The following is a 26,239-nucleotide window of genomic DNA, read 5'->3' as shown; positions in this document are numbered from 1 at the left end:
GCGCTCGGCATCGCGCGCCCGGCCTCGACCGAACAGGCCCGCGCCCTGGTGCGGGCGGCCGTCGCGCAAGGCGTGGTGCTGATCCCGCAGGGCGAGCGCAGCGGGCTGGTGGGCGCGGCCGTGCCCGATCGCAGCGGCGCGCAATGCGTGGTCGCCCTCGACCGCCTGCGCCGGATCCGCTCGCTCGACCCGGTCAATCGCAGCATCACCGTCGAGGCCGGCGCGCGGCTCTCCGAGATCAATCGCGCCGCGCACGAGCACGGGCTCACGCTGCCGATCGACCTCGGCAGCGACCCGTCGGCCGGCGGCCTGGTGGGCGCGAACGCCGGCGGCAGCCGCCTGATCAAGTACGGCGACGTGCGCCGCAACGTGCTCGGCATCGAGGCCGTGCTGGCCGACGCGCAGGCCAGCGTGGTGGATACGCTCGCCCCGCTGCGCAAGCGCAATGCCGGCTTCGACCCGACCGCGCTGTTCGTCGGCGCGGGCGGCGCGAACGGGCTGATCACCGCGGTCTCGTTCGCGCTCGCGCCGCTCGAGCGCTCGTCCTACGCCGGCTTCGTCGCGTTCGCCTCCTACCAGGCGGCCACGCGGGCGCTGCTGGCCTTCGAACAGGCCTTCGGCGAACTGCTCTCGGCCTTCGAGTTCATGTCGGCCGGCGCGGTGGCGCGCGTGACCGAGGCCTTCCCGCAGATCGGCGCGCCGCTGCCGGCCGAGGGCGCCGCCTGCTTCGCGCTGTTCGAGGTGGCCAGCGCGATGCCGGGGCTCGACGCGCTGCTCGAGACGCGCGCGCTGGACACGCTCGAGGCGCTGAGCCGCGACGGCATCGCGCTCGACGCGGCCTGCGCGGCCAGCGAGCGCTTCTGGAAGCTGCGCGACGCGCTGCCGCTGGCGGTGGCCGCCGACGGCCTGCCGCTGTCGTTCGACGTCTCGTTCGCGCGCGGCGAGCTCGCGCCCTTCGTGGAGGAGGCGATGGGCTGGCTGGCCGAGGCCCATCCCGACCTGCATGCCTATGCCTTCGGCCATTTCGGCGACGGCGGCTGCCATTTGGTGGTGACCATTCCGCCGGCGCAGAGCGCGCGCTACGGGCCGATGCAGCAGATCGCCCTGCGCGGCGCGCTGTACGAACGCGTCGCGCGCCTGGGCGGCTGCTTCAGCGCCGAACACGGCGTGGGCCCGGTCAATCTCGCCTGGTATCGCAAGCACGTGCCGGCCCCGCTGCAAGCGCTGGCCGGCACCGTCCAGCGCGCCCTCGACCCGCTCCGGCTGCTCGGACGGGTGCGCTACTGAGCGCGAGCCGCTCCTCTCATCGACAGGACATCCGCCCGATGCACCGCCTTCCGAATTCGATGCATGCCGATAGCGGCGCCGCCGCGCGCCCCTACCTGAACCCCCGCGACGGCAGCCCGCCGCTCGCGCTGCCCGACGCGGGCGTGCTGGTCAGCGTGCGCGGCACCACCTACCTGGTCGAGCTGCCCGCGCGCGAGCACGGCGAACCCTCGCTATGGCGCAGGCTGGCCGGCTGGCGCGAGACGGCGCCCCGGTAGGCGAGCGCCGGCCCGCTCAGGCACCGCGCCCGCGCCAGGCGACGAAGGCCACGCCGGCGATCGCCATCAGCCCGCCGACGATGGTCGCCAGCCCCGGCCGCTCGCCCGTCATGAAGATCGACAAGCCCATCGCCGCGGCCGGCACCAGGTAGAGGAAGTGGGTGGCGCGCGCCGGCTCGAAATGGCTCAGCGCGACGGTCCAGCTCGCGTAACCGAGCGCGGCCGGGAAGATGCCCAGCACCAGCACCGCCGGCAGGGCCGCGTGCAGCGCGCCGGGCGCCGCCAGCGAGCGCAGCGCGCCCGGCAGCCAGGGCAGCAGCAGCACCGCGCCGGCCAGCAGCGTGTAGGCCGTGCAGGCGAGCGGGCCGTACACGGGAATCAGGCGGCGCTGCAGCACGAAGTAGACGGCCGAGCCGGCGGCGGCCAGCAGGATCAGCGTGGTGCCGCTGCCCAGCGCCAGGCCGCCGGGCTGGCCGCTCGCGATCAGGCCGATGCCGGCGAAGCTGAACAGCGAGCCGGCCCAGCCCCAGCGATTGAGTTTCTCGCGCAGGAACAGCGTCGAGAGGATCGCGGTGACGATCGGCGAGGTGCTCATGATGAAGGCGGCCGCGCCGGGCGCGACGCTCAGCTCGGCGGTGTTCAGCAAGGCGTTGTAGCCGGCGATGCCGAGCAGCCCCGACAGCGCGAAGGCCATCGCATCGCGCGCGGTCGGCCGGCGCGGGCGGCGCCAGGCCAGCCAGCCGAGCACCAGCACCGCGGCGGTCGCGAAACGCGCCGCCGCCAGTTGCATCGGCGAGAGTTCGTGCAGGCCGATGCGGATGAACGGAAACGCGGCCGCCCACGAGAGCACCGTGAAGGCGACCGCGCCGGCCGCGCGCGCCGTGCCTCGCGACCCGGCGGACCGGGCCTGTGATTGCGTCTGGATGGTGCTCATGCTGGCTCGCTCCCCACGAAAGGCATCCTGCTTCGATGAGGGGCGATTGTGTGCCGGGGTCGATGCGCGGGTAAGCCGGGAAGCCGGCGATTCAGAATCCGCGAAGCGCGGACAATCGCCGGCCCGGCAGGTTCAGAAGCGGAACAGCTCGCGCGCGGAATCGACCAGGATGGCGCGCCGCTGCGCCTCGTCGGGCACCCACTGCCGCAAGGCGCGCGCGGCCGACGGATAGTCGACCAGGTGGCGATGCTCCGTGTGCGGCCAGTCGCTGCCCCAGACCAGCCGCTGCGGGCTGAAGGCGGCCAGCAGGTGGGCGGCCAGCACCGTGCCCGCTGCCGCGCCGTCGCCGGCCGCCGCGCCGGCATTCGCGCGCGTCTGCGTCTCCACGCTGCGATAGGCCGCCGACAGCTTGACCCAGACACGGCCGCTGTCGGCGCGCCGGAGCAGCGCGCGGAAACCCGGGTCGCGCGCGCCGGCGGCCGGATCGGGCCGGCCGAAATGATCGACCACCACGGTGCAGCGCTGCGCCAGCAGCGCATCGAGCAGCACCGGCAGGTCGGCCGCGCCGCGATGGATCTCGATGTGCCAGCCCAGCGCGTTCAGCCTCGCGAGGAAACGCGGCCACGGCCCCTGCTCCAGGTCGGGTAGCGGCAGCCCGATCAGGTTCAGCCGCGCGCCGACGACGCCGCTGGCCGCGAGCGCCGCCAGTTGCGCCTCGTCGATCGCGGGATCGACCACGGCCACGCCGCGAAAACGCTGCGGATAACGACGCGCGACGGCGGCCAGCCAGCCGTTGTCGGTGCCGAGGAAGCTCGGCTGCACCAGCACGCCTTGCGAAAGCCCATGCGCCGACAGATGCGCCACATAGGCATCGAGCGTCGCGTCGTAGTCGGGCGCGTGGCGCCTCTGCGCGGCCAGCGGCAGGCCGCGCACGAACAGGTGGGCATGGCTGTCGATGCCGGCCACGGCGGGCGCGGCGGCCGCCAGCCAGGCCGCGCCGGCGGCGCTCAGGCCCGACTCGGCATGCATCGCGCGATCGTCAAGCGTGGTGCTCATGATGGAAAGGACGGGAGACATCGGGGAAGAAGGAAGAGCCGGCGGCGCGCTTCGACCATGCCGCTCAGCCGCGCGACGCGCTCGGCGCGCGGCCGTCGTCGGCGCGGCCCGGCTGGTTCGCGGCGAGCGGCACCGCGATCCGGCGGCCGCGCGTCTCGGGCAGCATCAGCGCGGCGATCACCACCAGCCCGTAGGCGATGCCGGCGTCGATGCCGAGCGCCGTGCCCAGCGACATTGAGCTGCTCATATGGCCGATCAGCACCGGGAAGCCGGCCGAGACGATGCGCCCGAAGTTGTAGCAGAAGCCCACGCCGGTGCCGCGCACGCCTTGCGGGTAGAGTTCGTTGAACAGCGCGCCGAGGGTGGCCGGGATGCCGGCCGAGACCAGCCCGAGCGGGAAGCTCAGCACCAGCATGGTGGTGTCGCCGATCGGCAGGAAGGTATAGAGATTGACCATCACCGCGCAGCCGATCGCGAACACGATCACGGTCCAGCGCCGGCCGATGCGGTCCTGCAACCAGGCGCTGACGAAGCAGCCGACGATGAAGGCGACGATCACCACGGCCAGATAGCCGCCGGTGCCGAGCACCGACAGGTGGCGCTCGGTCTTCAGGTAGGTGGGCAGCCAGGTGGTGATCGCGTAGTAGCCGCCGTGCGCGCCCAGGCCGATCAGGCCGCCGACCGCCGTGGTGCGCAGCACCGAGGGCGCGAAGATGCCGGCGGCCATCGCCAGCACGCCCTGGCGCTCGCCGTTCGCGTCGACCGGCAGCGGCTCGCGCGGCGGCTCCACCACGTTGCGGCGCAGGTAGAGCACCAGCAGCGCCGGCAGCAGGCCGACCGCGAACAGCAGGCGCCAGGCCCAATCCTGCGGCACCAGCGAGAAGATCGCCGTGTAGACCAGCACCGCGCCGCCCCAGCCGAAGCCCCAGGCGCTCTGCACGATACCCATCGCCTTGCCGCGATGCTTCGCGTTGATGGTCTCGCTGAGCAGCACCGCGCCGGCGGTCCATTCGCCGCCGAAGCCGATGCCCTGCAGCGCCTTCAGCGCCAGCAATTGCTCGAAGTTCTGCGCGAAGGCGCTCAGGAAGGTGAACAGCGAGAACCAGATCACGGTGATCTGCAGCGCGCGCACACGGCCGACGCGATCCGACAACACGCCGGCCAGCAGCCCGCCCAGCGCGCCGGCCACCAGCGTGGCGCCGCCGATCAGCCCGGCCTGCGCCTTGGAGATGCCCCAGACCGTCAGCAAGGTGGGGATCACCAGCGAGAAGATCTGCGTGTCGGCGGCGTCGATCGCCCAGCCCGCGAAGCAGCCCCACAGGGTTCGTTTCTCGACGGGGGTGATGTCCCGGTACCAGCGCATGATCGTCTCCTCTTGCGCGCAGCCTGGCGCGCGGCGCGCCGGCTGATGCGCCGGCGGCAATTGATTGATAGCACGCATTCTGGCGGGATGCGCCTGGCTCGCATACTATGGAAACGTTGATCTTTCATTGCATCGCGTTATGGAATCCGCTCGTATCCTCAAGTATTTCCTGGCCGTGGCCGACGCCGGCAGCGTGACCGGCGCGGCCGAGCGGCTGGGCCTGGCGCAGCCGGCGCTGAGCCAGGCCATCACGCGGCTCGAGCGCGAACTCGGCGTCAAGCTGTTCTCGCGCACGCGGCGCGGGGCGGCGCTGACCGCCGCCGGCGAGGCGATCGTCGACGACATCCGCCTGAGCGTGGCGCGCATCGAGGCCGCCGAGGCGCGCGCACGCGATATCGGCGCGCAACGCGGCGGGCGGCTGGCGATCGGCTTCGTCTCGGCGGCGCTGTTCGAGGTGCTGCCGCGCGCGATCGCGGCGCTGCGCGCCGAGGTGCCGAACGTGGAGCTGGCGCTGCGCGAGATGAGCAATGCCGAGCAGGCCGCCGCGCTGGAATCGGGCGAGATCGACATCGGCCTGCTGCATACGCCGGTGGTGGTGCGCGGGCGCATGCACGAGAAGCTGATCGCGCGCGAGAGGCTGCACGCGGTGGTGCACGAGACGCACGCGCTCGGCGCCGACGGCCGGCTCGCGCTGGCCGACTTGGCGCGCATCGGCCTGGTGTGGTTCCCGCAAGGGCAGTTGCCGGTGGTGCGCGCCGGTATCCTCAGCGCGTTCCGCAAGGCCGGCTGCGAGGCCAATATCGTGCAGGACGCGAACCGCTCGCTGACGGTGCTCGCCTGCGTCGCGGCCGGTTGCGGCGCCTCGCTGCTGCCGGCTTCGGTGCAGGCGCTGCGCTTCTCGGGCGTGCGCGTGTGCGAGGTGCGCGACGGCGATGCGCTGCCCTTCTTCGAGCTGAGCGCGGTGTGGCCGAACCGTTCGCGGCCGACGCTGGCCGATCGCTTCGCGGCGCTGCTCGATCGCGATGCCGGCAAGCCGGCCGCGGGCGGCAAGGCGCAGCCTGCGCGGCGCCGTGCAGGGTGATGCCGATGTCGATGTCGATGTCGTGCAGTGCCGATGCGACATCGGCTGAAACAAGAAACAGACAACCAGGAGATCAGGTCATGCCATGTCCTTCCCCGCGCGCCCTCGCCCTGCTCGCCGCCGCGCTGCTCGCGGCGCCGGCCGCGCATGCCATCGACTGCCGCAAGGCGGCCAGCCCGATCGAGCGGACGATCTGCGCGGACCGGCGGCTGCAGGCTGCGGACGCGGCGATGGGCGCCGCCTACGCGGCCACGCTGAAGGCCGCCGGCGACGAAGGGATCCGCGCGATGCTGGTGGCCGGCCAGCGGCGCTGGCTGCTGCGCCGCGATGCGCAGCTCGGCCATCTCGATGCCGTCGACGACGGCCAGGGCCCGCCCGACGAAGCCACGCGGCGCGAGATCGTGCTGAAGGCGATCCGGGACCGCACGCGCGTGCTCTCGCAGGCAGGCATGCACAACCCCTATCAGCGGCGCCTGGTCGAGATCGCGCTGGCGCAACGCGCCTTCGAGGCACGCTATACAGGCGGCCCGTTCGCCGGCTACCAGACATCCTGCGATTTCCTCCCCCAAGCAGGCAGCTATAGCTACGGCTGCTTCGGCACGCAGCGTTTCCAGCATCATGACCGCGTCTGCTCGGTCAACCAGGATTGGGCCAGCGGCAGCGTTTCCGAACGGCGCGAGGTCGGGCGCGTGGTCAACGGCAGGCTGACGGCCGTGGCGAGTTGCTCGATCGGCGGCGGCGAAGCCGGGCAGGCCTGTCCGGATGACGATGCCAAGGGCACCGCGGCGCGCTGGCCGGCGCAACTCGACGCCGAGGCGACCCGCAACGAAGCGCCGCCGGTGCCTGCGGCGCCCCTGCTCGATGCCGATGTCGGGGAGATCGACGAGGGGTGGCTGGCGGCATGCCTGGGGGATGCTGCGTATCCGCCGCGTTGAGGGCGGGAATAAAACAGACGAAAGCCGTGTTGTCTCGTGACGGCCCCGGCCTTCGTCCGGGCGCCGAAGCTCCCCGAACCGTCACGAGTAGAGGTCATCCATGCATCGTCGTTCCCTGGTTTCCCTGTGTTGCAGCGCCGCCGTCGCGCTGCTGACGTCAAGCCTCGCCCCGCTCGCCGCGCATGCGGCCGGCGGCGCGACGTCCGACGCCGACCGCGCCTTCGTCGCGATGGTCTCGCAAGGCGGCATGTTCGAGGTCGAGGCCGGCAAGGTCGCGGCCCGGCAAGGCGCGCGGCAGGACATCGTCGATCTCGGCAGCACCGAGGCACACGACCACCAACTGGTGGGCGCCAAGCTGCTGGCCGCCGCGGGCGCGGCCGGCATCGAGGTCGATACGCAACTGAACGCGGCCTTCACGCAGCGCCTCGACAAGCTGCGCGGCCTGTCGGGCCCCGCCTTCGACGATGCCTTCATCGCCGAGATGAAGACCATCCACGCGGCCGACGGCGCCGCCTTCGCCAAGGAGGCGCGCGACGGCGGCGATCCCGGCCTGCGCGCCTTCGCGGCCGAGACGGTGCGGATCGTGAAGCGCCACCAGGGCGCCCTGCACGCGCTGCCGCCGGAAAACGGCTGATTCCCCGCGCGCGTCGCGGCCCTCGCCCCGCCAGCGGTAACGCGCCGCAAGAATCGGGAAACATGCCGTTTCGAGAAGGCCGACGATCCTTTCGCTTTCCGAACGATTGGCCTTCGCGAACGACGCGCGCCGGCTCCCGCTCGCCCATGCAGCAAGCCGAAATGCGGCGCGCGCCGCTCATCCATCCGCCGGCTCGCGCGGCTTCCGCGCGAGCGCCCCATCCCTTGCACGACGAGCCCGGCGCAAGCAATCGATGCCGGCGCCGCGCCCTCCTTCCTCTGCCTCGATCCCGTCAGCAGCCGGAAAGAAACATGCAGTAAACGGCAGGTAACCCGTCGACTCACGCGCAACGCGATACTCGCTTCCGTTTTCCCACCGGATCGCGACGATGGCACCGCCCCAGGCTTCCTATTCGATCGATGCGCTGCACGGCTTCGAGCTGACCGAAGACGGGCAGTACCTGATGCTCAACAGCAACCAGCCCGATCGCATCGCCCTGCACTGCTCGGTGATGCATGAACTGCTGGCGGCGCTGTCGAACGCGATCGGCTCGTCCGAGCGCATCCGCCACAAGCAGCGCGGCGTCAAGTTCGTGATGCCCTGCGAGGCCTGGACGGTGGGACGCGACGCCGGTGGCGCGCCGGACCTGATCCTGTCGTTCCGCCTGCCCGGCGGCGCCGAGCTGTCGTTCCAGGTCGGCCGCGCGCTGGCCGGCCAGATGGCCGACGTGCTGGCGCTGGCGAGTGGCCCCGCCGCGGCGCTGCCGCGCGCGGCCGGCTCGCTGCAATAAACCCGCGTCCTCGACAAGCCCGCGTCCTCGGTCGCGAACCCGCTATTCCCGGCTCCTCCGCCTCTTCCTCATCCGCATGAATGCACGCTCCCTGTCGTCACGCCGCCTGCGCTACCTGACGTTCGCCGGCCTTGGCGTGACGTCCGTCACCGCCTGCGCGGCCGATCCGTTCACCATCTCCGACATCCGGATCGAGGGCCTGCAACGCATCGAGCCCGGCTCGGTGTTCGCCTACCTGCCGATGAAGCAGGGCGACACCTACAACGACGACCTGGCCTCCGAAGCGATCCGCAAGCTCTACGCGACGGGCTTCTTCAACGACGTGAAGGTGGCCACCGAGGGCACGGTGGTGATCGTGCAGGTGCAGGAGCGCCCGGCGATCTCGTCGATCGACTTCAGCGGCATCAAGGAATTCGACAAGGACAACCTGACCAAGGCACTGACCTCGGTCGGCCTGGCGCGCGGCCGCTACTACGACAAGTCGCTGGTGGACAAGGCCGAGCAGGAGCTCAAGCGCCAGTACCTCACGCGCGGCTACTACGCGGCCGAGGTCACCACCAACATCACGCCGGTGGACGCGAACCGCGTGTCGATCCTGTTCTCGGTGGCCGAAGGCCCGAGCGCGAAGATCCGCCAGGTCAACTTCATCGGCAACCACACCTTCAAGACCAGCACCCTGCTCGACGAGATGCAGCTGTCGACGCCGAACTGGTTCTCCTGGTACACCAAGAACGACCTGTACTCGAAGGAGAAGCTCACGGGCGACCTGGAGAACGTGCGCTCGTACTACCTCGACCGCGGCTACCTCGAGTTCAATTTCGACTCGACCCAGGTGTCGATCTCGCCCGACAAGAAGGACATGTACCTGACCATCACGGTGCATGAGGGCCAGCCCTACACGATCTCCAAGGTCCAGCTCGCGGGCAACCTGCTGGATCGCCAGGCCGAGCTGCAGAAGCTGGTGAAGATCAAGGCCGGCGAGCGCTTCTCGGCCGCCAAGCTGCAGGCCACCACCAAGGCGGTGGTCGACAAGCTCGGCGAATACGGCTACGCGTTCGCGACAGTCAATGCCCAGCCCGAGATCGACCAGGTCACGCACAAGGTGGGCCTGACGCTGGTGGTCGATCCGGGCCATCGCGTCTATGTGCGGCACATCAACATCACCGGCAACTCGCGCACGCGCGACGAGGTGGTGCGCCGCGAGATGCGCCAGATGGAAAGCGCCTGGTTCGATTCGGGGCGCCTCGCGCTGTCGAAGGACCGCATCAACCGGCTCGGCTACTTCACCGACGTCGACATCTCGACGGTGCCGGTGGAAGGCACCACCGACCAGGTCGACGTCAACGTGAAGGTGACCGAGAAGCCGACCGGCTCGATCTCGCTGGGCGTGGGCTACGGCTCCGGCGAAGGCCCGATCATCTCGGCCAGCGTCTCGCAGGACAACGTGTTCGGCTCGGGCACCAGCCTCTCGGTGACGGTCAACACGGCCACCACCTATCGCACGCTGGCGGTCGAGCAGGTGGACCCGTACTTCACGATCGACGGCATCCGGCGCATCACCGACGTCTACTACCGCACCAGCGAGCCGCTCTACTACTCGAGCACCACCGACACCAGCTTCCGCGTGATCACCTACGGCGCCTCGATGAAGTTCGGCATCCCGTTCTCGGAAACCGACACGGTGTTCTTCGGCATCGGCCTCGAGCAGAACCGGCTCGACGTGGACTCGACCACGCCGCAGAGCTATATCGACTACGTGAACTCGTTCGGCCGCGTCTCGAACAACGTGCCGGCCACGGTGGGCTGGTCGCGCGACAACCGCGACAGCACGCTGATCCCGAGCCGCGGCTACTTCCTGCAGGCGAACGCCGAGTACGGCACGCCGATCGCGGCCACCACCTACGTGAAGAGCGACCTGCAAGCGCAGTACTACTACTCGTTCGCGCGCGGCTTCATCCTCGGCCTGAACTTCCAGGGCGGCTACGGCAAGGGCCTGGAAGGCAAGCCCTACCCGATCTTCAAGAACTACTACGCGGGCGGGATCGGCTCGGTGCGCGGCTACGAATCGAGTTCGCTCGGCCCGCGCGACGCCACCACCAACGACCCGATCGGCGGCTCGAAGATGCTGGTCGGCAATATCGAGCTGACCGTGCCGCTGCCCGGCACCGGCTACGACCGCACGCTGCGCGTGTTCACCTTCGTCGACGGCGGCAACGTGTGGGGCTCGGAAGGCAACAGCATCGGCGCCAACGGGCTGCGCTACAGCTACGGCGCCGGGCTCGAATGGATCTCGCCGATCGGCCCGCTCAAGATCGACCTCGGCTTCCCGGTCGTCAAGCACACCGGCGACCAGTACCAGAAGTTCCAGTTCCAGATCGGTACGTCGTTTTAAGGAAACGATCGTCCCGATCCGTCTCCCGTGCGCGCGCCGCTTCGCGTAGGATATCCGGCGGTCCGCGCAAGGATCCGCGGCGCCGGCCTGCGCCGCCTACATCACGGAGACGTATGAACACCTCGACTGACCGGGCCGCGTCGATCGGCAAGCTGCTGATCGCCACGCTCGCCATCCTCTCCAGCGCCGCGCAGGCGGCGGGCTTCGACTGCGCGAAGGCGAGCTCGCCGACCGAGCAGCGCATCTGCGCCGATGCGCAACTGTCGAAGCAGGACGAGACGCTGCAGGCGCTCTACGCGCAAGTGCCGGCCTCGCCCGACTGGCGCGCGGACCAGCGCGCCTGGCTGGCGCTGCGCGACGGCTGCGGCGACGACGCCTGCCTGCGCAACCTCTACGCCGACCGCATCGTGGTGCTGCGCCATGCGCGCACGCCGTTCCACTGGGGCGCGCGCTGGCAGCGCGTCGACGCGGGCGGCCACGACGGCGCGCAGCTCGACATCACGCACGTCAACGACCGGCAGTTCTCGTTCAGCTTCGATGCGGTGGCCGGCGCGAATACCGGCGCGCTGTCCGAGACGGCGCGCTTCCTGGCGCCCGACACGGCCAGCTATGTCGGCGACGCGAAGATGGATACCAAGGGCTGCGTGCTGACCTTCCGGCGCGTGCTGAACCGGCTCACGGTCGAGCAGCAGGGCGATGCCTTCGCCTGCGGCGCCGGCGTGGGCGTCTCCTATGGCGGCGATTACGTCGCTGCCGCGCGGGACCCGAACGCCGAGCCGAGCCTGCTCTCGCTCGGCGTGGCACGCAGCCCCGCGCAGGACGCGGCGCTGCGCAAGCTGCTCGGGCGCGACTACCGGACCATGGTGGCGACGGCCAGCGTGGTCGACACGCAGGCCGACAATCTCGACGGCAACGGCGCGCGCGTGGTCGGGATGTTCGTGCAGGGCATCGCCTGCGATACCAAGTCCGTATTGATGAGCGACGCTCAGGGGCACCTCTGGGCCGGGGTCTGGGAAGCGGGCGCGGCCTCGGCGCCGGCGCAGCTGCGCTACTACACCAATGTCGCCGCCGACAAGCAGCGGCTGCCCAAGACGATCGCCGCGGCCAACGCCGAGACCTGCCCCGGCGAGCCCGTCACGGTCCGGATGATGCCCTGAGGCGAAACGAGCCCGGGATGACGCTTCGCTCGCATGCCCGCCATGGCGCCTCGCGCGCAGCGCGCCAAGCCGCGAACCGTCGTGACGGGGGCCGGCATGCTAGATTGGCAGGCACCGCCTCTCACGATATGGCCATGCCGATTCCCGACCGGTTCGCCGCCCGCCGCCACCCGCGCCGCGCCACTGTTGCCGCCCTCGCCACCTTGCTGCTGACGCTGGCGGCCTGCGCGCCGTCGCGGCCGCCCGGCGCGGCCGCGTCCACGCCGGCCACGCCGCTGTCGGGCGCCGCCCCGCTCACGCTCGAACGCGCCAAGTCCGACGCCTTCGTCGCGCAATACGGCATCGAGCCCGATTCGCCGAAGGCGGCCATCATCGCGCGCTGGCGCGAGAAGATGCTGACCGATCCCGACATCGTGCGCGCCTTCGGCATGGGCGACGACGGCCAGGCCGGCCGCTCGCTCGCCGAGCGGCGCCCCGAGTTCTTCAGCGAGGGGTCGCTGCGCGTCTCGCAGTCGGACCGCTCGACCTTCATCTCGATCGGCGCGCGCGTGCTGGACGCGGCGCCGCCCGATTGCGGCGGCGAGAAGAGCATGAGCGCCGTGATCGTGCGCTACCTATCGCTGGCCAGGCTGTCCGACCAGGACATCGACGACTACTTCCGGATCACCTACGAATCGCTGAAGCGCTCGGCGCAGCAGACGCCGCTGGCCACCGTCAACGAGCCGCAACGCGAGCAGGGACGCAACGCGCTGTCGGCGGCGATCGCCGAACGGCTCAAGGGCGATCCGGACGCGGCGCGCTCGCTGGCCGCCGCGGTGGCCGACCCGGCCGCCGTCACGCCGGAGATCTGGTGCAGCAACATGCGCACCATGGAGCACGCGGTGCTGAGCATTCCGCAGCCGCAGCGCGACTGGCTGCTGATCTCGATCCAGACCGACGCGCTGGCCCGGCGCAGCGCCAACCTGCCGGTGCCGCGCCCGCCCTCGGCGCCCTGAACGAGCGCGCCAGGGCGCGCCTGCACGCCGACCGATTGCTTCCCGGCCCGCAACAGTCGAGGCTCCGGAGCGCGATCGCCATCATCCGGTTGCATGCGCAAACAAGCGCTTCCGCATGCGCCGGGCGCATCGCACCGAATTATCCATCTTTGACAGTTCGAGGATGGGCTCCACTAAAACCAGCGCAAGCGTTTGCGCAAACGCTTGCCAAAAAATAATCAAGCCCGGCATCTCGCATTAACGGCAGGGAGTCGACATTCATTAATGGCCGGGCACTGGAATTTACGATCGGCGATGGTTTTTTCAGGCCGTTCATGCGATTATTCCGCGGCGACGTTATCCATACGTCGCATGGAAATACCGCTGGCCCGTATTCCGGCGGCATTATCCAGTGCCTTGACGATCCGCGCCGCACGGCGCGGATCTTTTTCCGCTCAGCGGCGCAGTTGCCGCGCGCTCGCGAAACGATGGCGCCGCTCGCCGTCCTGCACGCTGTCGACGCCGATCCGGTAGGCGCGCCGCGCGTACTCGCGATGCCGGGCCAGCTCGGCCACCAGGCTGCTGGTGTACACGTCGAGCAGCCTGGCGCTGCCGTCGGCCGCCTCCACCTCGCTGCCGACGCTGCGGCCGATCATCATGCCGATCCCGCAATAACCGTCGATGCTGCCCGTCATCCGCTCGTTCGGACAATGCCGGTCGAAATCCGCCTTCAATCTTTTCAAGCGAAGATCCCTGATCGTATCGACGATCAGCCATTTGATGAATTTCACGTTGGCCTCGATGTTCTAATTGTGCCCGACAAAATGCTCGGTTTAGCGCCAGCGAGTGAGCTCATATCCCCGTGAAATGCCGAATGGCGTCGTTCGCATCGCGCGCGCCGGCGATTCTAAATCATAAATTCGGAATCGGGATTAATCGCAAATCGATACCGCCGCATTCGCGACTATTTCCCATTATTTGATTCCTGTCAGGAGACAATCAGGCGATTGTTCCGGTATTACGTGGCATCGGCGAGGTTCCGGCGAGGCCGACGGGGCCTCGCCGAGGCAGGTGATATCGGGCGGGCCTAGCCGCGGCCGACGAAGGGCATCTGGCTGGCCATCACCGTCATGTTCAGCACGTTCGCCGTGAGCGGCAGGCTCGCCATGTAGCCGACCGCGTCGGCCACGTGCGCGACGTCGAACATCGGCTCGGTGGCGATGCTGCCGTTGGCCTGCAGCACGCCGCGCTGCATCCGCTCGGAGAGTTCGGTCAGCGCGTTGCCGATGTCGATCTGGCAGCCGACGATGCCGAACTGGCGGCCGTCCAGCGCGATGCTCTTGGTCAGGCCGAGCACCGCGTGCTTGCTGGCCGTGTAGGGCGAGGTGAAGGGGCGCGGCGTGTGTGCCGAGATCGAGCCGTTGTTGATGATGCGGCCGCCGCGCGGGCTCTGCCGGCGCATCAGCGCGAAGGCGCCGCGCGCGCAGAGGAATACGCCGGTCACGTTGGTGTCGATCACGTCGCGCCACTGCTCGACGCTCAGCTCGTCCATCGGCACCGCCGGGGCGTTTACGCCGGCATTGTTGAACAGCAGGTCGAGGCGGCCGTAGGTCCGCTCGATGGTCGCGTAGAGCGCGTCGACGCTGGCCGCGTCGCGCACGTCGACCGTCACCGCGAGCGCTTCGCGGCCGTCGGCCCTGGCCTCGTCCACGAAGGCGGCCAGCGGCTCGGCGCGCCGCCCCGCGGCCACCACCGTGAAGCCGTCGGCCAGCAGCCGCCTGGCCGCGGCGCGGCCGATCCCGCTGCCGGCACCCGTCACGAGTGCGATGCGCGGCGCGGCCGCGGTGCTTGCTGTCGATTCCATCCTGAAGTCTCCTGTGGCTGTCGCGAACGAGGGCGGCGCGGCCGGGACGGCACGCGCCGCTCAGCGCCAGTGTAGGCAAGTCCGGCCGCGCGTGGGTGCAAGGCGCGACCGGCGGTGGGCCGCCCGCCCGGGACGGCGGGCGCACCGCGAAGGTGCTAGCATGGCGCAAGCCGCTGCCGGCTTGCGCCGCGGGCTTTCGATACGCTTGCACATCGCAGGGAACCAGGAGGAGTTATGTCTATCGACTATCGTGGGTTTCGCGTGACCACGGACGTCTCGCCGGACGATACCGGCATGCAGTGGCGCTACAGCGCGAAGATCGACCCCGTCGACGACAGCTATCGCGACGCGAAGCTGCCGCCCGTCGAGGGCACGGTATCGCGGCTGAAGATCGACGTGCTGATGGTGATGAGCATGGTCGAGCAACTCGCCAAGGACATGATCGAGGAGTGGCACAAGAAGCAGTGAGCCGGCGCGCGCCGCTCGCATCCTGACCGGCTCGCCGGAGCCGGAAGCCGCCGCGGCCCTCGACGGTCATGCAGTTCCGCGCGACGTGTCCCGCGTCGCGCCTCACCGGTTCGGCTCCCGACGCGGCAGCGTCGCGCGAGACGATCCGGCGCCCTCCCCGCCCCGCTTTCCATTCCCGTTGCTGCCACGCCATTCGCCGGCTTCATTCGCCGACCGACCGGACGGCCGGGGCATGACGCGCCTGGACTCAGCGACGCCCGCCCTCGCCCGGCACGGCGCTCGCGCCTTGGCCGGCCAGCGCCGAATGCGCGAGGCGGATCGCGTCGTGGCCTGCCTGCTTGGCCTCGTAGAGCGCGAGATCGGCCCGCACGTAGAGACGCTCGAAGGTGTCGCCGCCCTCGGCCGAGGCGATGCCGCCGCTGATCGTGTAGCGGTATTCGCCGCCCGGCGTCATCACCGCGCGCGCGGCCGCCGCGACGCGCAGGCGCTCGCCGGCCTGCCAGGCGTCGCGTGCCGAGGTCCCCGGCAGCAACACCCCGAAGGTTTCGCCGCCGAGCCGGCCGAGCACGGTCTCGGCGCGCAGTTGCGCCGAGGCGAGCTGGGCGAAGTCGCGCAGCAAGGCATCGCCGCCGTCGCGGCCCGCGACCTGGTTGGCCCGTTCGAGATGATCGAGTTCGATCAGCAGCAGCGCGACGGGACGGCCGCCGCGCTGGCGCGCCAGCCGCTCGCGCACCAGCGCCTCGAAACGGTCGCGCTCCGGCAGGCCCGTCAGCGGATCGCCGTGAGCCGGGCCGGCGGGGCGCGTCAGCAGCGCATCCTGCGCCAGCAGCACGGCGGCCAGCGGCAGCAGTGCCAGCGCGATGCCGCCCAGCGGCGACGCCGCGGCCAGCAGGGGAAACACCGGCACGGCCGCCTGGGCGCAGGAGCCGAAGCCGACCAGCAAGGCCAGCGCCGCCACCCCGCGCGACGACCAGGCGGCGGTGCCCGATGCCGGCCGACGCACCATGCCGAGCGCGATCAGGACACCGAACGCAAGGGCATAGATGCTCGCCGCCAAGCTGCCGAGCATGCCGCCGTGGCGCGTGAACTGGCTGGCCGCCAAGACCAGGCCGAGCACCGCCAGCGCGCCGCCGAGCAAGGCCCAGGACGGCCGCCGCCCGCCGAAGCGCAGGCAACCGGCCAGGAAACAGGCCAGCGAGGCGGCCGCGACGAAGCTGGCCGGCGCGCCGGCCAGCGCGCCCGGCCAGGACAGCCAGGATGCGATCGCAGCCAGCGCGGCGGCGGCGCTCCATTCGCGCAGGCCGGGCAAGGCGGCGCGCAGCAAGGAGACCAGCAGGACGAGTGCAGCCAGCGCGATCGAGGCGCCGAGCATGATGAGGCAGGGAGAGGATTCGGTCATGCGCGGGTCAGCGGTCCTGCCCGGCGGTGAGGGTCGGCAGACTGGCCGTCATGCCTGAAGGCGGTTCGCCGCCCTCGATACGAACTGCGATGCTCGAGCCGGCCAGCGGCCGGCAGGATGGTTAAAGCGCCCCGGACATCCATGTCAATCTCTCACTCTGTTGTCGACGGATCGTCCGCATGCGAGATGCATAGGTACAGATCGATCCGGAGCCGCCGCGCCGGGCGGCACGACTGGCATCGCGCGCCCGCTCGGTCGGGCATGGACAGCCAGGCCTAGTGCCGCTCGCCTGCCTGCCCGATACCACGTCGCCATGACGGCGACCGACTCGCTGTGATTGTAGGGGGGGATTCGCGCCGAAATGTATCGAGCTTGAAAACTTTATCAATCTTTCACTTGCGCACCGGGCTCTTCCGGTGCATGGCACGTCGTGCAGTGCACCGGTTGCACAGGCTCCCGAAGCACGCTACCCTAACTCCGATTATTCAAGTCGGAGTGGCAATGGCACACATCAGTACAGGCGTCGAATACGGGCTGCATTGCCTGCTCTACCTGGCCGAGCCGGCCTCCGGCATGCGCGAGGCGAGCGTGCGCGACCTCGCCGAGCTGCAGGGCGTGCCGCTCGATTTTCTCGCCAAGCTGTTCACCAAGCTGCACAAGGCGGGGCTGGTGATCGCCACCGAAGGCGCGAAGGGCGGCTTCGCGCTGGCGCGGCCGGCCGACCAGATCTCGGTGCTCGACGTGGTCAGCGCGATCGACGGCGACAAGTCCCTGTTCGAATGTCGCGAGGTGCGCGAGCGTTGCGCCGTGTTCGAAGGGACCAAGCCGGCCTGGGCGACCAGCGGCGTCTGCGCGATCCACTCGGTGATGCAGCAGGCGGAGAAGAAGATGCGCGAGTCGCTGGCCTCGCAGTCGCTCGCCGATATTGCTGAGCGCTTCTCATCGAAGGCGCCGCGCAGTTTCGGGCCGCAGGTGGTGAAGTGGTTCGAGGATCGCGCCGCGAGCCGGCGCCGCGAACGCGGCGCGGCGGGCTGAACGAGGCAAGCCGAACGCAGCCGGCATCGCCGGCTGCCGACATGACAAGAGGGGCGGCCCGCCGGGCCGCCCCTTCTCGTTGATGCCGCGCTCGCTCAGGCGAGCACCTCAGGCCACCACCTCATGCCACCACCTCATGCCACCACGATACGCAGCGGATCGGCCGCCGCCAGCGCCTCGGCACGATCGGCCGCGGGCGGATAGATCCACTCCGAGTTGATCTGCCGCTTGAGCGTCTTCGCCTGCGCGCCCTCCAGCTTCACCACGCGGTCCCAGCCTTCCGTATAGACGGCGCCCCACGGCCCGAGGTCGAGGCAGGTCACGTACTTCGGCTGGCTGTAGGGCAGCGGCGCCTGGCCGAGCAGGTCGGCGGCCACGTTGTGGCCGGCCGAGCGGCCCAGGTTCATGGCGTGCTGGCAGGACATCTTGGCGTGATTGCCGGCATCGTCGGTCGCGGCATAGGCGCAATCGCCCGTCGCGAACACGTCCTCCACGCCGATCACCTTCAGGTTGCGATCGACGAACAGGCGGCCGAAGCCATCGCGCTCGCCGGGAATCTGCGCGGTCAACGCGCTGGCCCGCGCGCCGGCGGTCCAGATCACGGTGGCGGCCTCGATCCGCTCACCGCTGGCCAGCGTCACGCCGCCGGCATCCACCGCGGCCACGCCCGAGCCGAGCTTCCAGCTCACGCCGAGTTCGCCCAGTGCCTGCGTGATGACGGGGCGCGGGCCCGGGCCCAGGTCGGGGCCGAGTTCGTCGTTGCGATCGACCAGGATCACCCGCACCTCGGCATCGGCACCCAGCGTCTCGCGCAGGCGCGCCGGCATTTCGGCGGCGGTCTCGATGCCGGTGAAACCGGCGCCCGCGATCACCACCGTGGCGCGCGCGGCGCCGGCCGGCAACTGGCCGAGCGTCTTCAGGTGCGCGTCCAGCTTCACGGCCGCCTCGAGCTGGTCGACGTTGAACGCGTGCGCGTCGAGCCCCTCGATCGCGGGCCGGAACAGCCGGCTGCCGGCCGCCAGCACCAGGCGGTCGTAGCCGATCTCCTGGCGCGCCGCGCCGGCCTGGGTGCCGATCACCGCGACCTTGCGGTTCGCCACGTCGATGGTGTCCACGTAGCCGGCAACGAAGCGCACGCCAACGGCATCGAACAAGGCCTGCAGCGGCGCCTTCATCGCGCCCGGGTCCGCCTCGTAGAGGCGCGGGCGCACATGCAGCTCGGGCGCCGGCGCCACCAGGGCGATCTCGACGTCGTCGCGGCCGAGCTGATCGAGCAAGCGCGCCGACGCCAGCGCGCTCCACATGCCGGCAAAGCCGGCGCCGATGACAAGAATGCGTTTCGACACTTTTCTCTCTCCTGGACAGGTCGCGGTTTCGGGCGGCACGCTCGCCGCACCTCGAATAACTCGGATTCTATTTGTCGCAGTTCTTGGATGCAAGTGTGGAATCCGCAACAAATCGTCTCGATTTCCAGCTTGCGCGATGGCGATCGATCTCGTATCTTATGTGCGACTCGACTTATCCAAGTTTCATGATTGAAACCCGTCCTCCAGCGCCGGACGCTCAGTTTTCCTGATCAGCCGGCGCCCTCGAAGACCAGACCCATGCCCTCCCGCCGCCGATGAGCCAACGCGACCGCGACCTGAAACTCGACATCGACCGCGGCCTGCGCCTGCCGGTCTATCTGCAGATCTGCGAGCGCTTCAAGCACGCGATCGGCGCCGGTCATCTGCGGCCCGGCGATCGCGTGCCGGCCGTGCGCGGCCTGGCCACCGAGCTGAACACGGCACGCGGCACGGTCGAGATGGCCTACCGGATCCTGGTCGACGAGGGTTATCTGCAGGTGCGCGGCGCGGCCGGCACCTATGTGTCGCCCTCGCTGCCGCCGGCCGCCTTGCGCCAGGCCGCGCGCGGCGCGAAGGCGCCGGCACGGGACAAGCCGGCGGCGGCACCGGCCGCAATCGATGCGTTCCGCGAGCATGGCGGCGCCCCGCTGCCGCTGCAGCCGGGCCTGCCCGCGCTCGACGCCTTCCCGCGCAAGGTCTGGAATCGCCTGGTCGCCTATCGCCTGCGGCGCGCCGAGCCGGCCGCGCTCGCCTACCCGGCGCCGCTCGGCCATGCGCCGCTGCGCGAGAAGATCGCCAGCTATCTCGGCGTGTCGCGCGGGGTGGCCTGCACGCCCGAGCAGGTGTTCGTCACCAGCGGCTATCGCGCCACGCTCGAGCTGGTGCTGCGCGCGCTCGCCTCGCCGGGCGATCGCGTCTGGTACGAGGATCCCGGCTACCTGCTGGCGCGGCGCTTCCAGGTGGATGCGGGCGTCTCGCTGGTGCCGGTGCCGGTGGATGCGGAAGGACTCGACGTGGAGCGCGGCATCGCGCTCGATCCGCAAGCGCGCTTCGCGGTGGTCACGCCCTCGCACCAGAGCCCGCTCGGCGTGACGCTTTCGCTGGCGCGCCGCATCGCCCTGCTCGACTGGGCCTCGCGCTCGGGAAGCTGGATCATCGAGGACGACTACGACAGCGAATTCCGCTACACGGGCCGCCCGCTGCCGGCGCTGAAGAGCCTCGACCGCCACGATCGCGTGATCTATTGCGGCACCTTCAGCAAGGTGATGGTGCCGGGCCTGCGGCTCGCCTACGTAGTGGTGCCCGAGCGCGCCATCGCGCGCATGCGGCGGATCTGCCAGAGCATGAACGCGGGCTCGCCCTATCTATTGCAGGCGGGCGTGGCCGACTTCATCGCGCAAGGACATTTCGCGCGCCACCTGAAGCGCATGCGCGCGCTGTATGCCGAGCGGCGCGAGTTCATGGCCGAGGCGCTGCGCGAGGCCTTCGGCGCGCGCCTGCGGGTCGAGCTGCCGGCCGGCGGCATGCACCTCGCGGTGGGCTTCGAGGCGTCGGCCGAGCTCGACGATCTCGTCTTCGCGGCGCAGGCGCGCGAAGCCGGGCTCGGCATCAGCGCGCTGTCGGAGTGGTATGCGAATGGACGCGCCAAGCCGGCGCGACGCGGCTTCGTGCTCGGCTTCGCCAACGTGGCGAGCCGCGACGAGGCACGCGGCCTGGCGCGATTGCTGCTGGCGATCTACGAGCGCTGAACGAACGCGCACACGGCGCGCTCCGCTCAGGCGTCCGTCGCCTCGCCGAGGCTCGCGGGCCTGGCCGCCTCGGCCGGCGGCGCCGCGCAGAAGGGCACGCAGCGGCGCAGCGCGGCGCGTTCGCGCGCCAGCTCCGCCTGCACCACCGCGTCGCCCATCACCAGCCCCTGCAGCAGGAAGAAACGCAGGTCGTGCAGGCCGATCGAGCCCAGCGCGTAGCGCAGGTAAGGCGTGAGGAAATCGGGCTGCCGTGCATTCGGCCCGCTATGCACGCCGCCCGAACCGACGATCACGAAGCTCGGCCGATCGCGCATCAGGCCGACCTTGCCCTCGGGCGTCGAACGGAACGTGCGGTTAATGCGCAGCACGTAGTCGATCCACAGCTTCAGCGCGGCCGGCACCGTGAAGTTGTGCATCGGCGTGTTGATGAGCAGGCAATCGGTGGCCTCGATCTCGCCGATCAGCGTTTCCGACAGCGCGAAGGCCGCGGAATCGGCGTCGCGCGAAGTGACCGCCTTCGCATAGGTGCTGCCGACCGGCGGCAAGGGCGCCGCCACCAGGTCGCGCTCGATCAGCAGGAATTCGCGGCCCGCGGCCGTCTCGCGATAACGCAACACGTCGACCGCCTCGCGCGCGAGCCGATAGCCATGGCTGGCCTCGCGATGCGGGCTCGCATTCAGCAGCAGCACGTTCATCAGGCAGCCTCCCTGGCCAGGTTCAACGGTTCGACGAAATGCAGGCCGCGCGCGAGCAGGCCGTTGCGGAAATAGAAGCGCTGCGCGAGCGCCATGTGCAGGCCGGTATCGAGCACGAAACGCGCGCAGCCGCTGTCGCGCGCGATGCCGCGCACGGCATCGAGCAGGCGCGCGCCGACGCGATGGCCCTGCCGCTCGGGATCGACCACCAGGTCGTCGACATAGACGAAACGTCCATACAGCAGGTTGGTCTGGTGACGATAGCCGGCCAGGCCCAGCAGTCGTTCGCCGTCGAAGGCGGCCAGCAGGCGATAGGTCTCGCCGCGCTGCCGTTCGAGTTGCGCGACGAAGGCATCCGCGTCGGCCAGGTGCGGGCGCAGCACGCGCATCAGCGTGAAGGCCGTGCTCAGTTCGGCCGGCGTGTCGAGATGCCGGAATGCAATATCAGGGCTCATGCGGGCTCCATCGATCAGTCATGCGCCACGATAGCGCCGCGCGCGCGCCCGCCATAGAGCCATGAATCGTCAAGACGACCGGGCCATCGGCGGCGGCGAGCCGGCATCGGGATCGCAGGCGGCCGCCAGCGCGCGGTCGATCTCGTCGACGAACTTCTGGATCACCGGGTGCCGGCCATGACGCGGCTTCTGCACGATGCCGAGCTCGCGGTGGAAGGTGCGATCGCCCAGGCCGAAGGCCTTCACGCCGCCCGGCCACAGCCGCTCGTCGACATTGCGCGGCACCAGCGCGAGGCCGGCGCCGCTCGACACGAGCTGGGCGATGCAGTGGAAATCGACCACCTCGATCGCGTCGTCGACGCGAATGCCCTCGCGCGCGAGGAACTGGTCGACGAGCTGCCCGGCGAAGGTATGACGCGCGCAGCGAATGAAGGGCGCCTGCCCGATCGCCTCGCGCCACGAATCGGCCTCGATGCGTTCGGGCGCCAGCAGCACGAACGGCTCGAGCGCGATGCGCCGCCATTCGATCGCCTCGGGCAGGGTGAAGTTGGGGCGGCTCATCACGGCCAGGTCGATCTCGCCCGCATCGATCTGGCTGACCAGGGCCAGGCCGCCGCCGGTGACGATCTCCACGCGCCAGGCCGGGAAGGCCTCGCGAAACAGCGTGACCGGCCCCGCGATCAGGCGCCCCTGCGCCGAGGCCACCGCGCCGATGCGCAGCGTGCCGGTGTTCTCGGCCACGCTGGGCTCGCGCAGCAGGCGCGCATGCAGGGCCATCATCTCGGCGGCCAGCACCAGCGCCTCCTGCCCGGCCTTGGTCAGGTGCGGCGTGCGCCCGGAACGATCGAACAGCGCCACGCCGAGCTGCTCCTCGACGCGCTGGATCTGCGAGCTGACCGCCGACTGCGTGATGCCGATGCGCGCCGCCGCCGCCGAGAAGGTGCCGTGCTTGGCCACCGCCAGGAATGTCTTCAATTCGCGCAGCATCGCCGGGTATCGATTCCGTCCATATGACCCATAGAATTCTATCGTTTTACATTGAATATCGATAGCGGTAGGCTGCGATTCAGATCGGCGGCGCGGTTTAACCGGTTGATATACCGGATCGGATTCCGTGAAAACCCCGATTATAAAAATCAGACATTTTCATTAGCCATTCCGGCCGCGCCGCCCGCGTTGCGCGGTGCAGCAAGGCGTTTCGAGAGCCGTGTTCGTGTCGTTCCCCGCAGTTCGCAGCAAGTCGTTCCTTATTTATCGAATCACCCAATAACATCAACTCTGCAAACCGGCATCACGGCGCGCATTGCCGAAAATCGCAATGCGCGCCGATAACAAAATCAAAATACAACAACCATTCCGAAATAGATCATTTTGCCCGCCGCCATTTCAATTCCATCGAAGATGAGCAAAGGAGATACGGAGATGCAAAAGAACATCGTGATCGGCGCGGTACTGGCGCTGGGCGCCAGCCTGGGTTCCGCGTATGCCCTCGCCGCCTCGACCGAGATCCTCGCCGACGACGCGGCCGTCGTCGCGGCGGCCAAGCTGAATCCCTCGGTGCCGCCCGGATCGAACTTCAACCTCAAGCCCTGGACCCTGCAGTTGCCGATCGGCGCCTCGGGCAGCGTCACCCAGGTGAACGGCGACAGCCTCGCGGCCGGCTTCACCAACCAGTTCTATTTCTATACGGACAAGTCGGACGGCGCGATGGTGATGATGGACCCGACGCGCGGCTGGACCACCTCGGGCTCGCAGCACCCGCGCACCGAGTTGCGCGAGGCGAAGATCTGGCCGACCTCGGGCACCAACCGGCTCAACGCCACGCTGACCGTGGTGCAGGTGCCGAAGACCACCGCCGTGGCGCAGATCTTCCAGGGCACCGGGCCGAGCAAGCCGCTCTGCGAGCTGCAGGTGACCTCCGCCGGCAAGGTGCAGTTGCTGCTCGAGGACACCAACCAGGGCGGCCAATCGCATACCTACCAGATCGCGACCGTGACGATCGGCCAGTCCTTCACCTACGAGATGAGCCTGTCGGGCACCACGGTGGGCGTGAAGGTGAACGGTACTTCGAAGTCCTTCACGATGGACTCGAGCTTCAACGGCGAGAGCTTCTACTTCAAGGCGGGCAACTACGATCAGTCGGCCACCTCGGGCACGCCGCTGACCACGCCGGGCACGGTGGTGAAGTTCTACGCGCTGACGCTCACGCACAGCTGAGCCATGCGGTCCGCGCCCGGCACGCGCGAGGCGTGACGGGCGCCGGGTTCAGAACGCCGGCACCGGGTTGTGGCCCGAGGACAGCACGTACTTGCCGTCGCGCAGCCGGTAGACGGCGGTCTGGTGGATCAGGCGCAGGCCGCCGTCGTCGCCCGAGGCGATCGTCTCGGCGCCGTCGAAGTGGATCTGCATCTCGCTCGTGCCGTCCTCGGCGGCGACGAGCGAGAGCTTGCCGTCGACCTCGAAGCAGGCCGGCGGCGAACTCGCATCGTTCGACACCACCACGTCGGTTTCGCTGGCGGCCGTGCCGTGCGCCGGGCTCGCCGCCTTCAGCGTGGCCTCGCAATCGCCGCTCGCGCCGAGGTTGTTGCCGTCCACCGGCACCGTGCTCGCGTAGGTCGCGATGCGGCCCGGCGCGACGCCGTAAACCGAAGCCCAGGTCCCGCAGAAACCCTGCCAGCATCCGCCGCCCGTGACGATCAGGCCGAACTCGCCGGCGCCGATCCGCGTCACGCTGGTGTCGCCCAGGGAGCCGGCCACGCCGAGATAGTCGACGCCGTCCACGCGCTTGTCCAGCATCCAGCCCGAGGCATCGCGCCGGAAGAAATAGGCGCCGAGCCAGGCGCCGGCCGCGTAGCCGTCGTCGCGCACGCCGGTGTCGTCGATGCCCACGCCTTCGGTCAGCATCACCGCATGCGTGTCGTCGAGCCGGATCACCTCGCGCGGCGTGATCTCGATGCGGCTCGCTACCGTCTTCGCCGACGCGCTGCCGGCGGTGCGCCGGATCCGCCCCGAATCGTCGCGCTCGGGCAGCGGGACCTCGACCGCCTGCGCGGCGGGATCGTTGCCTTCATGCCAGTTGGGGAATACCAGGCGCATCAGGTCGCCGCGCTTGAGGCCCTGCGAGAACGAGGCCGCGGTGCCCGACGAATCCGAAGCGGCCAGCGCGCCCGAAGCGAGCGCGGCGGCCGAAGCCGGCATCGAAGCCGCGGCCGGCACGGCCGACGACGCACTCGACGCGCCCGAGGCAGCCGCCTGGTTCGCGTCGTGCCGGTTGCAGGCGCCCAGCAGCAGCGAGGCGGCGCCGAGCAGCGCATACGAAGCCGCGCGCCGCGCCGCCGCGGCCCAGGCCGCCAGGCGAGCCGGACGCGAAACGGCCCGCGGCGGCATGGCCGGCGTGGACGCAAACGGGCGGTTCGGGCGAGTCGGGCAAGCGGCGATCATGGGCGGGGCAGATGGGTGGACAGGTCGAGGCAAGGCGCTTCGAGGCGCCGCTGGGAGGGCTCGCACAGCGCGCGGATGTTACCAGATATTTCGGACCGGTCCGACCAATAGGCGGCTCGCCTGCGCGCTGGCAAGACCGCCACGGATCGTCCCGAAACGCTTGCGCATCAAGGCTTTACGCGACGGCGGCAGCGTGTCGTCACGGGGCCGCCGGGCATGCCGGCCACCGGCTCGGCGCGCCATCTTCCGACGATTTCGCACCGGCGCCGAACGCTCGCGCCCGCCGGCAGCGACGGATTTTCCCCGCCGCCCCGTTTAACCCTGGACGGCGCGAATCTGCGCCTCGCAACCCAGGGAGAAAAACCAAATGACACGTCTGTTCCATCCGGCGCGCCTCGCCGCCGCCCTCTGCCTCACGCTCGCCACCAGCGCCTTCGCGCAGGCCGTGATCGTCGCGCCGATCGCCCCGCCGCCGCCGCGCGTCGAGGTGGTGCCGGCCCCGCGCACCGGCTACGTCTGGGATCACGGCCGCTGGCGCTGGGATCACGGTGGCTATGTCTGGGTGCCGGGCCACTGGCAGCCGGTACGCGTCGGCTACCACTGGGTACCCGGCCACTGGGTCGCGCACGGCCCGAACTGGCACTGGGTGCCGGGCCATTGGGCCTGAGCGTCCCTGTCCATCCAATCGTCAGGGAGTCCTAGCCAATGAAACTGCTCGTCGTTCTCGCGCTCGCCGCCAGCCTGCTGTCCGCCTGCGTGGTGGTGCCCGCGCGGCCGGTCCATGTGCGCCCGGCCGCCGTCGTCGTATATTGATCGCGCGTGCCGCGCGCGGCCCCTTCGCCGGGGCCGGCGCGGTGCCGCCCGTTCGTCATGAGCGGACCCGCCGTCACGATGCCCGCGCTGCCGCGCCCGCCCCGCCGCCCGTCGC

At 70.0% G+C, this 26,239-nt stretch carries 25 protein-coding genes; 14 read left to right on the top strand and 11 right to left on the bottom strand.

Annotated features, from left to right (window positions below):
• Together F3J18_RS24405 and F3J18_RS24400 are read left to right on the top strand one after the other, a co-directional pair.
• Window positions 1-1,287 (top strand): FAD-binding oxidoreductase (locus tag F3J18_RS24405; protein ID WP_240156432.1); only part of this gene is annotated, 1,287 nt, incomplete at its 5' end.
• Between the two features lie 38 nt (window positions 1,288-1,325).
• A complete protein-coding gene (locus tag F3J18_RS24400; RefSeq protein WP_025101074.1) occupies window positions 1,326-1,544 on the top strand; it encodes a hypothetical protein in 219 nt (72 codons plus the stop codon).
• A gap of 16 nt (window positions 1,545-1,560) precedes the next feature.
• Here F3J18_RS24400 and F3J18_RS24395 read toward each other — a convergent pair whose 3' ends face one another.
• From F3J18_RS24395 to F3J18_RS24385, 3 genes are all read right to left on the bottom strand, one after another.
• Window positions 1,561-2,478, bottom strand: a complete 918-nt coding sequence (locus F3J18_RS24395; protein WP_166914671.1) for a DMT family transporter — start codon at window positions 2,476-2,478, stop codon at window positions 1,561-1,563.
• 132 nt (window positions 2,479-2,610) lie between these two features.
• The gene (locus tag F3J18_RS24390; protein WP_166914669.1) at window positions 2,611-3,534 is read right to left on the bottom strand and encodes an amidohydrolase family protein; all 924 of its coding nucleotides are present in this window, start codon (window positions 3,532-3,534) and stop codon (window positions 2,611-2,613) included.
• Window positions 3,535-3,598: 64 nt separating this feature from the next.
• Entirely contained in the window at window positions 3,599-4,897 is a 1,299-nt protein-coding gene (locus F3J18_RS24385; protein WP_166914667.1) for an MFS transporter, read from the bottom strand.
• 139 nt (window positions 4,898-5,036) lie between these two features.
• Between F3J18_RS24385 and F3J18_RS24380 the strand changes: the two genes are divergently transcribed.
• From F3J18_RS24380 to F3J18_RS24350, 7 genes are all read left to right on the top strand, one after another.
• A complete protein-coding gene (locus tag F3J18_RS24380; RefSeq protein ID WP_036035852.1) occupies window positions 5,037-5,978 on the top strand; it encodes a LysR family transcriptional regulator in 942 nt (313 codons plus the stop codon).
• A gap of 80 nt (window positions 5,979-6,058) precedes the next feature.
• Window positions 6,059-6,913 (top strand): lysozyme inhibitor LprI family protein, encoded by an 855-nt coding sequence (locus F3J18_RS24375; protein WP_166914665.1) that lies wholly within the window; start codon window positions 6,059-6,061, stop codon window positions 6,911-6,913.
• Window positions 6,914-7,013: 100 nt separating this feature from the next.
• Window positions 7,014-7,547 carry a DUF4142 domain-containing protein gene (locus tag F3J18_RS24370; protein ID WP_166914663.1) on the top strand — a complete coding sequence of 178 codons (534 nt, stop codon included), beginning with the start codon at window positions 7,014-7,016 and terminating at the stop codon, window positions 7,545-7,547.
• Window positions 7,548-7,935: 388 nt separating this feature from the next.
• Window positions 7,936-8,337, top strand: a complete 402-nt coding sequence (locus F3J18_RS24365; protein ID WP_025101081.1) for a hypothetical protein — start codon at window positions 7,936-7,938, stop codon at window positions 8,335-8,337.
• A gap of 76 nt (window positions 8,338-8,413) precedes the next feature.
• Window positions 8,414-10,729 carry an outer membrane protein assembly factor BamA gene (gene bamA, locus F3J18_RS24360; RefSeq protein ID WP_025101082.1) on the top strand — a complete coding sequence of 772 codons (2,316 nt, stop codon included), beginning with the start codon at window positions 8,414-8,416 and terminating at the stop codon, window positions 10,727-10,729.
• Window positions 10,730-10,842: 113 nt separating this feature from the next.
• Window positions 10,843-11,886 carry a lysozyme inhibitor LprI family protein gene (locus F3J18_RS24355; protein WP_025101083.1) on the top strand — a complete coding sequence of 348 codons (1,044 nt, stop codon included), beginning with the start codon at window positions 10,843-10,845 and terminating at the stop codon, window positions 11,884-11,886.
• Window positions 11,887-12,020: 134 nt separating this feature from the next.
• Window positions 12,021-12,881 carry a TonB C-terminal domain-containing protein gene (locus tag F3J18_RS24350; protein WP_166914662.1) on the top strand — a complete coding sequence of 287 codons (861 nt, stop codon included), beginning with the start codon at window positions 12,021-12,023 and terminating at the stop codon, window positions 12,879-12,881.
• Window positions 12,882-13,315: 434 nt separating this feature from the next.
• On the opposite strand, the gene F3J18_RS24345 is transcribed toward F3J18_RS24350, so the two are convergent.
• Window positions 13,316-13,651, bottom strand: a complete 336-nt coding sequence (locus F3J18_RS24345) for a hypothetical protein (protein WP_036035842.1) — start codon at window positions 13,649-13,651, stop codon at window positions 13,316-13,318.
• A gap of 296 nt (window positions 13,652-13,947) precedes the next feature.
• Complete coding sequence (locus tag F3J18_RS24340; RefSeq protein ID WP_025101609.1) at window positions 13,948-14,724, bottom strand: SDR family oxidoreductase; 777 nt, start codon at window positions 14,722-14,724, stop codon at window positions 13,948-13,950.
• 234 nt (window positions 14,725-14,958) lie between these two features.
• Between F3J18_RS24340 and F3J18_RS24335 the strand changes: the two genes are divergently transcribed.
• Window positions 14,959-15,192, top strand: coding sequence for a hypothetical protein (locus tag F3J18_RS24335; protein WP_025101610.1), 234 nt, complete (start codon window positions 14,959-14,961; stop codon window positions 15,190-15,192).
• A gap of 247 nt (window positions 15,193-15,439) precedes the next feature.
• On the opposite strand, the gene F3J18_RS24330 is transcribed toward F3J18_RS24335, so the two are convergent.
• Window positions 15,440-16,591 (bottom strand): GGDEF domain-containing protein, encoded by a 1,152-nt coding sequence (locus F3J18_RS24330; RefSeq protein WP_166914660.1) that lies wholly within the window; start codon window positions 16,589-16,591, stop codon window positions 15,440-15,442.
• Between the two features lie 501 nt (window positions 16,592-17,092).
• On the opposite strand from F3J18_RS24330, the gene F3J18_RS24325 reads away from it, so the two are divergent.
• Window positions 17,093-17,626, top strand: coding sequence for an Rrf2 family transcriptional regulator (locus tag F3J18_RS24325; RefSeq protein WP_013691333.1), 534 nt, complete (start codon window positions 17,093-17,095; stop codon window positions 17,624-17,626).
• A 134-nt stretch (window positions 17,627-17,760) separates the two neighbouring features.
• Here the strand turns inward: F3J18_RS24325 and F3J18_RS24320 are convergent, their stop codons facing one another.
• Window positions 17,761-18,972: an NAD(P)/FAD-dependent oxidoreductase gene (locus F3J18_RS24320; RefSeq protein WP_166914658.1), complete on the bottom strand. Its 1,212-nt coding sequence runs from the start codon at window positions 18,970-18,972 to the stop codon at window positions 17,761-17,763.
• Between the two features lie 275 nt (window positions 18,973-19,247).
• On the opposite strand from F3J18_RS24320, the gene F3J18_RS24315 reads away from it, so the two are divergent.
• A complete protein-coding gene (locus F3J18_RS24315; protein WP_166914656.1) occupies window positions 19,248-20,720 on the top strand; it encodes a PLP-dependent aminotransferase family protein in 1,473 nt (490 codons plus the stop codon).
• A gap of 26 nt (window positions 20,721-20,746) precedes the next feature.
• Here the strand turns inward: F3J18_RS24315 and F3J18_RS24310 are convergent, their stop codons facing one another.
• The 3 genes from F3J18_RS24310 to F3J18_RS24300 form a co-directional block, all read right to left on the bottom strand.
• On the bottom strand, window positions 20,747-21,415 hold the full coding sequence (locus tag F3J18_RS24310; protein ID WP_166914654.1) for an NAD(P)H-dependent oxidoreductase: 669 nt from the start codon (window positions 21,413-21,415) through the stop codon (window positions 20,747-20,749).
• Window positions 21,415-21,870 (bottom strand): GNAT family N-acetyltransferase, encoded by a 456-nt coding sequence (locus tag F3J18_RS24305; RefSeq protein WP_025101616.1) that lies wholly within the window; start codon window positions 21,868-21,870, stop codon window positions 21,415-21,417. The genes F3J18_RS24310 and F3J18_RS24305 overlap by 1 nt, the downstream gene beginning before the upstream one ends.
• A 69-nt stretch (window positions 21,871-21,939) precedes the next feature.
• The gene (locus F3J18_RS24300; protein WP_096751862.1) at window positions 21,940-22,857 is read right to left on the bottom strand and encodes a LysR family transcriptional regulator; all 918 of its coding nucleotides are present in this window, start codon (window positions 22,855-22,857) and stop codon (window positions 21,940-21,942) included.
• 435 nt (window positions 22,858-23,292) lie between these two features.
• Here F3J18_RS24300 and F3J18_RS24295 point away from each other — a divergent pair, with 435 nt between their 5' ends.
• Window positions 23,293-24,087, top strand: a complete 795-nt coding sequence (locus F3J18_RS24295) for a polysaccharide lyase family 7 protein (protein ID WP_047839437.1) — start codon at window positions 23,293-23,295, stop codon at window positions 24,085-24,087.
• Between the two features lie 48 nt (window positions 24,088-24,135).
• Here F3J18_RS24295 and F3J18_RS24290 read toward each other — a convergent pair whose 3' ends face one another.
• The gene (locus tag F3J18_RS24290) at window positions 24,136-25,257 is read right to left on the bottom strand and encodes a hypothetical protein (protein WP_166914652.1); all 1,122 of its coding nucleotides are present in this window, start codon (window positions 25,255-25,257) and stop codon (window positions 24,136-24,138) included.
• 421 nt (window positions 25,258-25,678) lie between these two features.
• On the opposite strand from F3J18_RS24290, the gene F3J18_RS24285 reads away from it, so the two are divergent.
• Window positions 25,679-25,978 carry a YXWGXW repeat-containing protein gene (locus F3J18_RS24285; protein ID WP_025101620.1) on the top strand — a complete coding sequence of 100 codons (300 nt, stop codon included), beginning with the start codon at window positions 25,679-25,681 and terminating at the stop codon, window positions 25,976-25,978.
• Window positions 25,979-26,239 lie beyond the last annotated feature (261 nt).

Origin of the sequence: Burkholderia sp. Ax-1720, from assembly GCF_011753035.1 — a bacterium.
Classification (GTDB): Bacteria; Pseudomonadota; Gammaproteobacteria; order Burkholderiales; family Burkholderiaceae; genus Burkholderia; species Burkholderia gladioli.
Note: the sequence above shows the minus strand (reverse complement) of the source record. Positions and strands in the feature narration are given on the sequence as shown.

Excerpts from the sequence above, each read along its gene's own strand:
- F3J18_RS24385 (WP_166914667.1), bottom strand. The coding sequence starts at position 4,897 with ATGCGCTGGTACCGGGACATCACCCCCGTCGAGAAACGAACCCTGTGG.
- F3J18_RS24365 (WP_025101081.1), top strand. The coding sequence starts at position 7,936 with ATGGCACCGCCCCAGGCTTCCTATTCGATCGATGCGCTGCACGGCTTC.
- bamA (WP_025101082.1), top strand. The coding sequence starts at position 8,414 with ATGAATGCACGCTCCCTGTCGTCACGCCGCCTGCGCTACCTGACGTTC.
- F3J18_RS24325 (WP_013691333.1), top strand. The coding sequence starts at position 17,093 with ATGGCACACATCAGTACAGGCGTCGAATACGGGCTGCATTGCCTGCTC.
- F3J18_RS24390 (WP_166914669.1), bottom strand. The coding sequence starts at position 3,534 with ATGAGCACCACGCTTGACGATCGCGCGATGCATGCCGAGTCGGGCCTG.
- F3J18_RS24370 (WP_166914663.1), top strand. The coding sequence starts at position 7,014 with ATGCATCGTCGTTCCCTGGTTTCCCTGTGTTGCAGCGCCGCCGTCGCG.
- F3J18_RS24315 (WP_166914656.1), top strand. The coding sequence starts at position 19,248 with ATGAGCCAACGCGACCGCGACCTGAAACTCGACATCGACCGCGGCCTG.
- F3J18_RS24355 (WP_025101083.1), top strand. The coding sequence starts at position 10,843 with ATGAACACCTCGACTGACCGGGCCGCGTCGATCGGCAAGCTGCTGATC.
- F3J18_RS24285 (WP_025101620.1), top strand. The coding sequence starts at position 25,679 with ATGACACGTCTGTTCCATCCGGCGCGCCTCGCCGCCGCCCTCTGCCTC.
- F3J18_RS24310 (WP_166914654.1), bottom strand. The coding sequence starts at position 21,415 with ATGAACGTGCTGCTGCTGAATGCGAGCCCGCATCGCGAGGCCAGCCAT.
- F3J18_RS24305 (WP_025101616.1), bottom strand. The coding sequence starts at position 21,870 with ATGAGCCCTGATATTGCATTCCGGCATCTCGACACGCCGGCCGAACTG.
- F3J18_RS24335 (WP_025101610.1), top strand. The coding sequence starts at position 14,959 with ATGTCTATCGACTATCGTGGGTTTCGCGTGACCACGGACGTCTCGCCG.
- F3J18_RS24350 (WP_166914662.1), top strand. The coding sequence starts at position 12,021 with ATGCCGATTCCCGACCGGTTCGCCGCCCGCCGCCACCCGCGCCGCGCC.
- F3J18_RS24395 (WP_166914671.1), bottom strand. The coding sequence starts at position 2,478 with ATGAGCACCATCCAGACGCAATCACAGGCCCGGTCCGCCGGGTCGCGA.
- F3J18_RS24400 (WP_025101074.1), top strand. The coding sequence starts at position 1,326 with ATGCACCGCCTTCCGAATTCGATGCATGCCGATAGCGGCGCCGCCGCG.
- F3J18_RS24300 (WP_096751862.1), bottom strand. The coding sequence starts at position 22,857 with ATGCTGCGCGAATTGAAGACATTCCTGGCGGTGGCCAAGCACGGCACC.
- F3J18_RS24380 (WP_036035852.1), top strand. The coding sequence starts at position 5,037 with ATGGAATCCGCTCGTATCCTCAAGTATTTCCTGGCCGTGGCCGACGCC.
- F3J18_RS24340 (WP_025101609.1), bottom strand. The coding sequence starts at position 14,724 with ATGGAATCGACAGCAAGCACCGCGGCCGCGCCGCGCATCGCACTCGTG.
- F3J18_RS24295 (WP_047839437.1), top strand. The coding sequence starts at position 23,293 with ATGCAAAAGAACATCGTGATCGGCGCGGTACTGGCGCTGGGCGCCAGC.
- F3J18_RS24330 (WP_166914660.1), bottom strand. The coding sequence starts at position 16,591 with ATGACCGAATCCTCTCCCTGCCTCATCATGCTCGGCGCCTCGATCGCG.
- F3J18_RS24290 (WP_166914652.1), bottom strand. The coding sequence starts at position 25,257 with ATGCCGCCGCGGGCCGTTTCGCGTCCGGCTCGCCTGGCGGCCTGGGCC.
- F3J18_RS24375 (WP_166914665.1), top strand. The coding sequence starts at position 6,059 with ATGCCATGTCCTTCCCCGCGCGCCCTCGCCCTGCTCGCCGCCGCGCTG.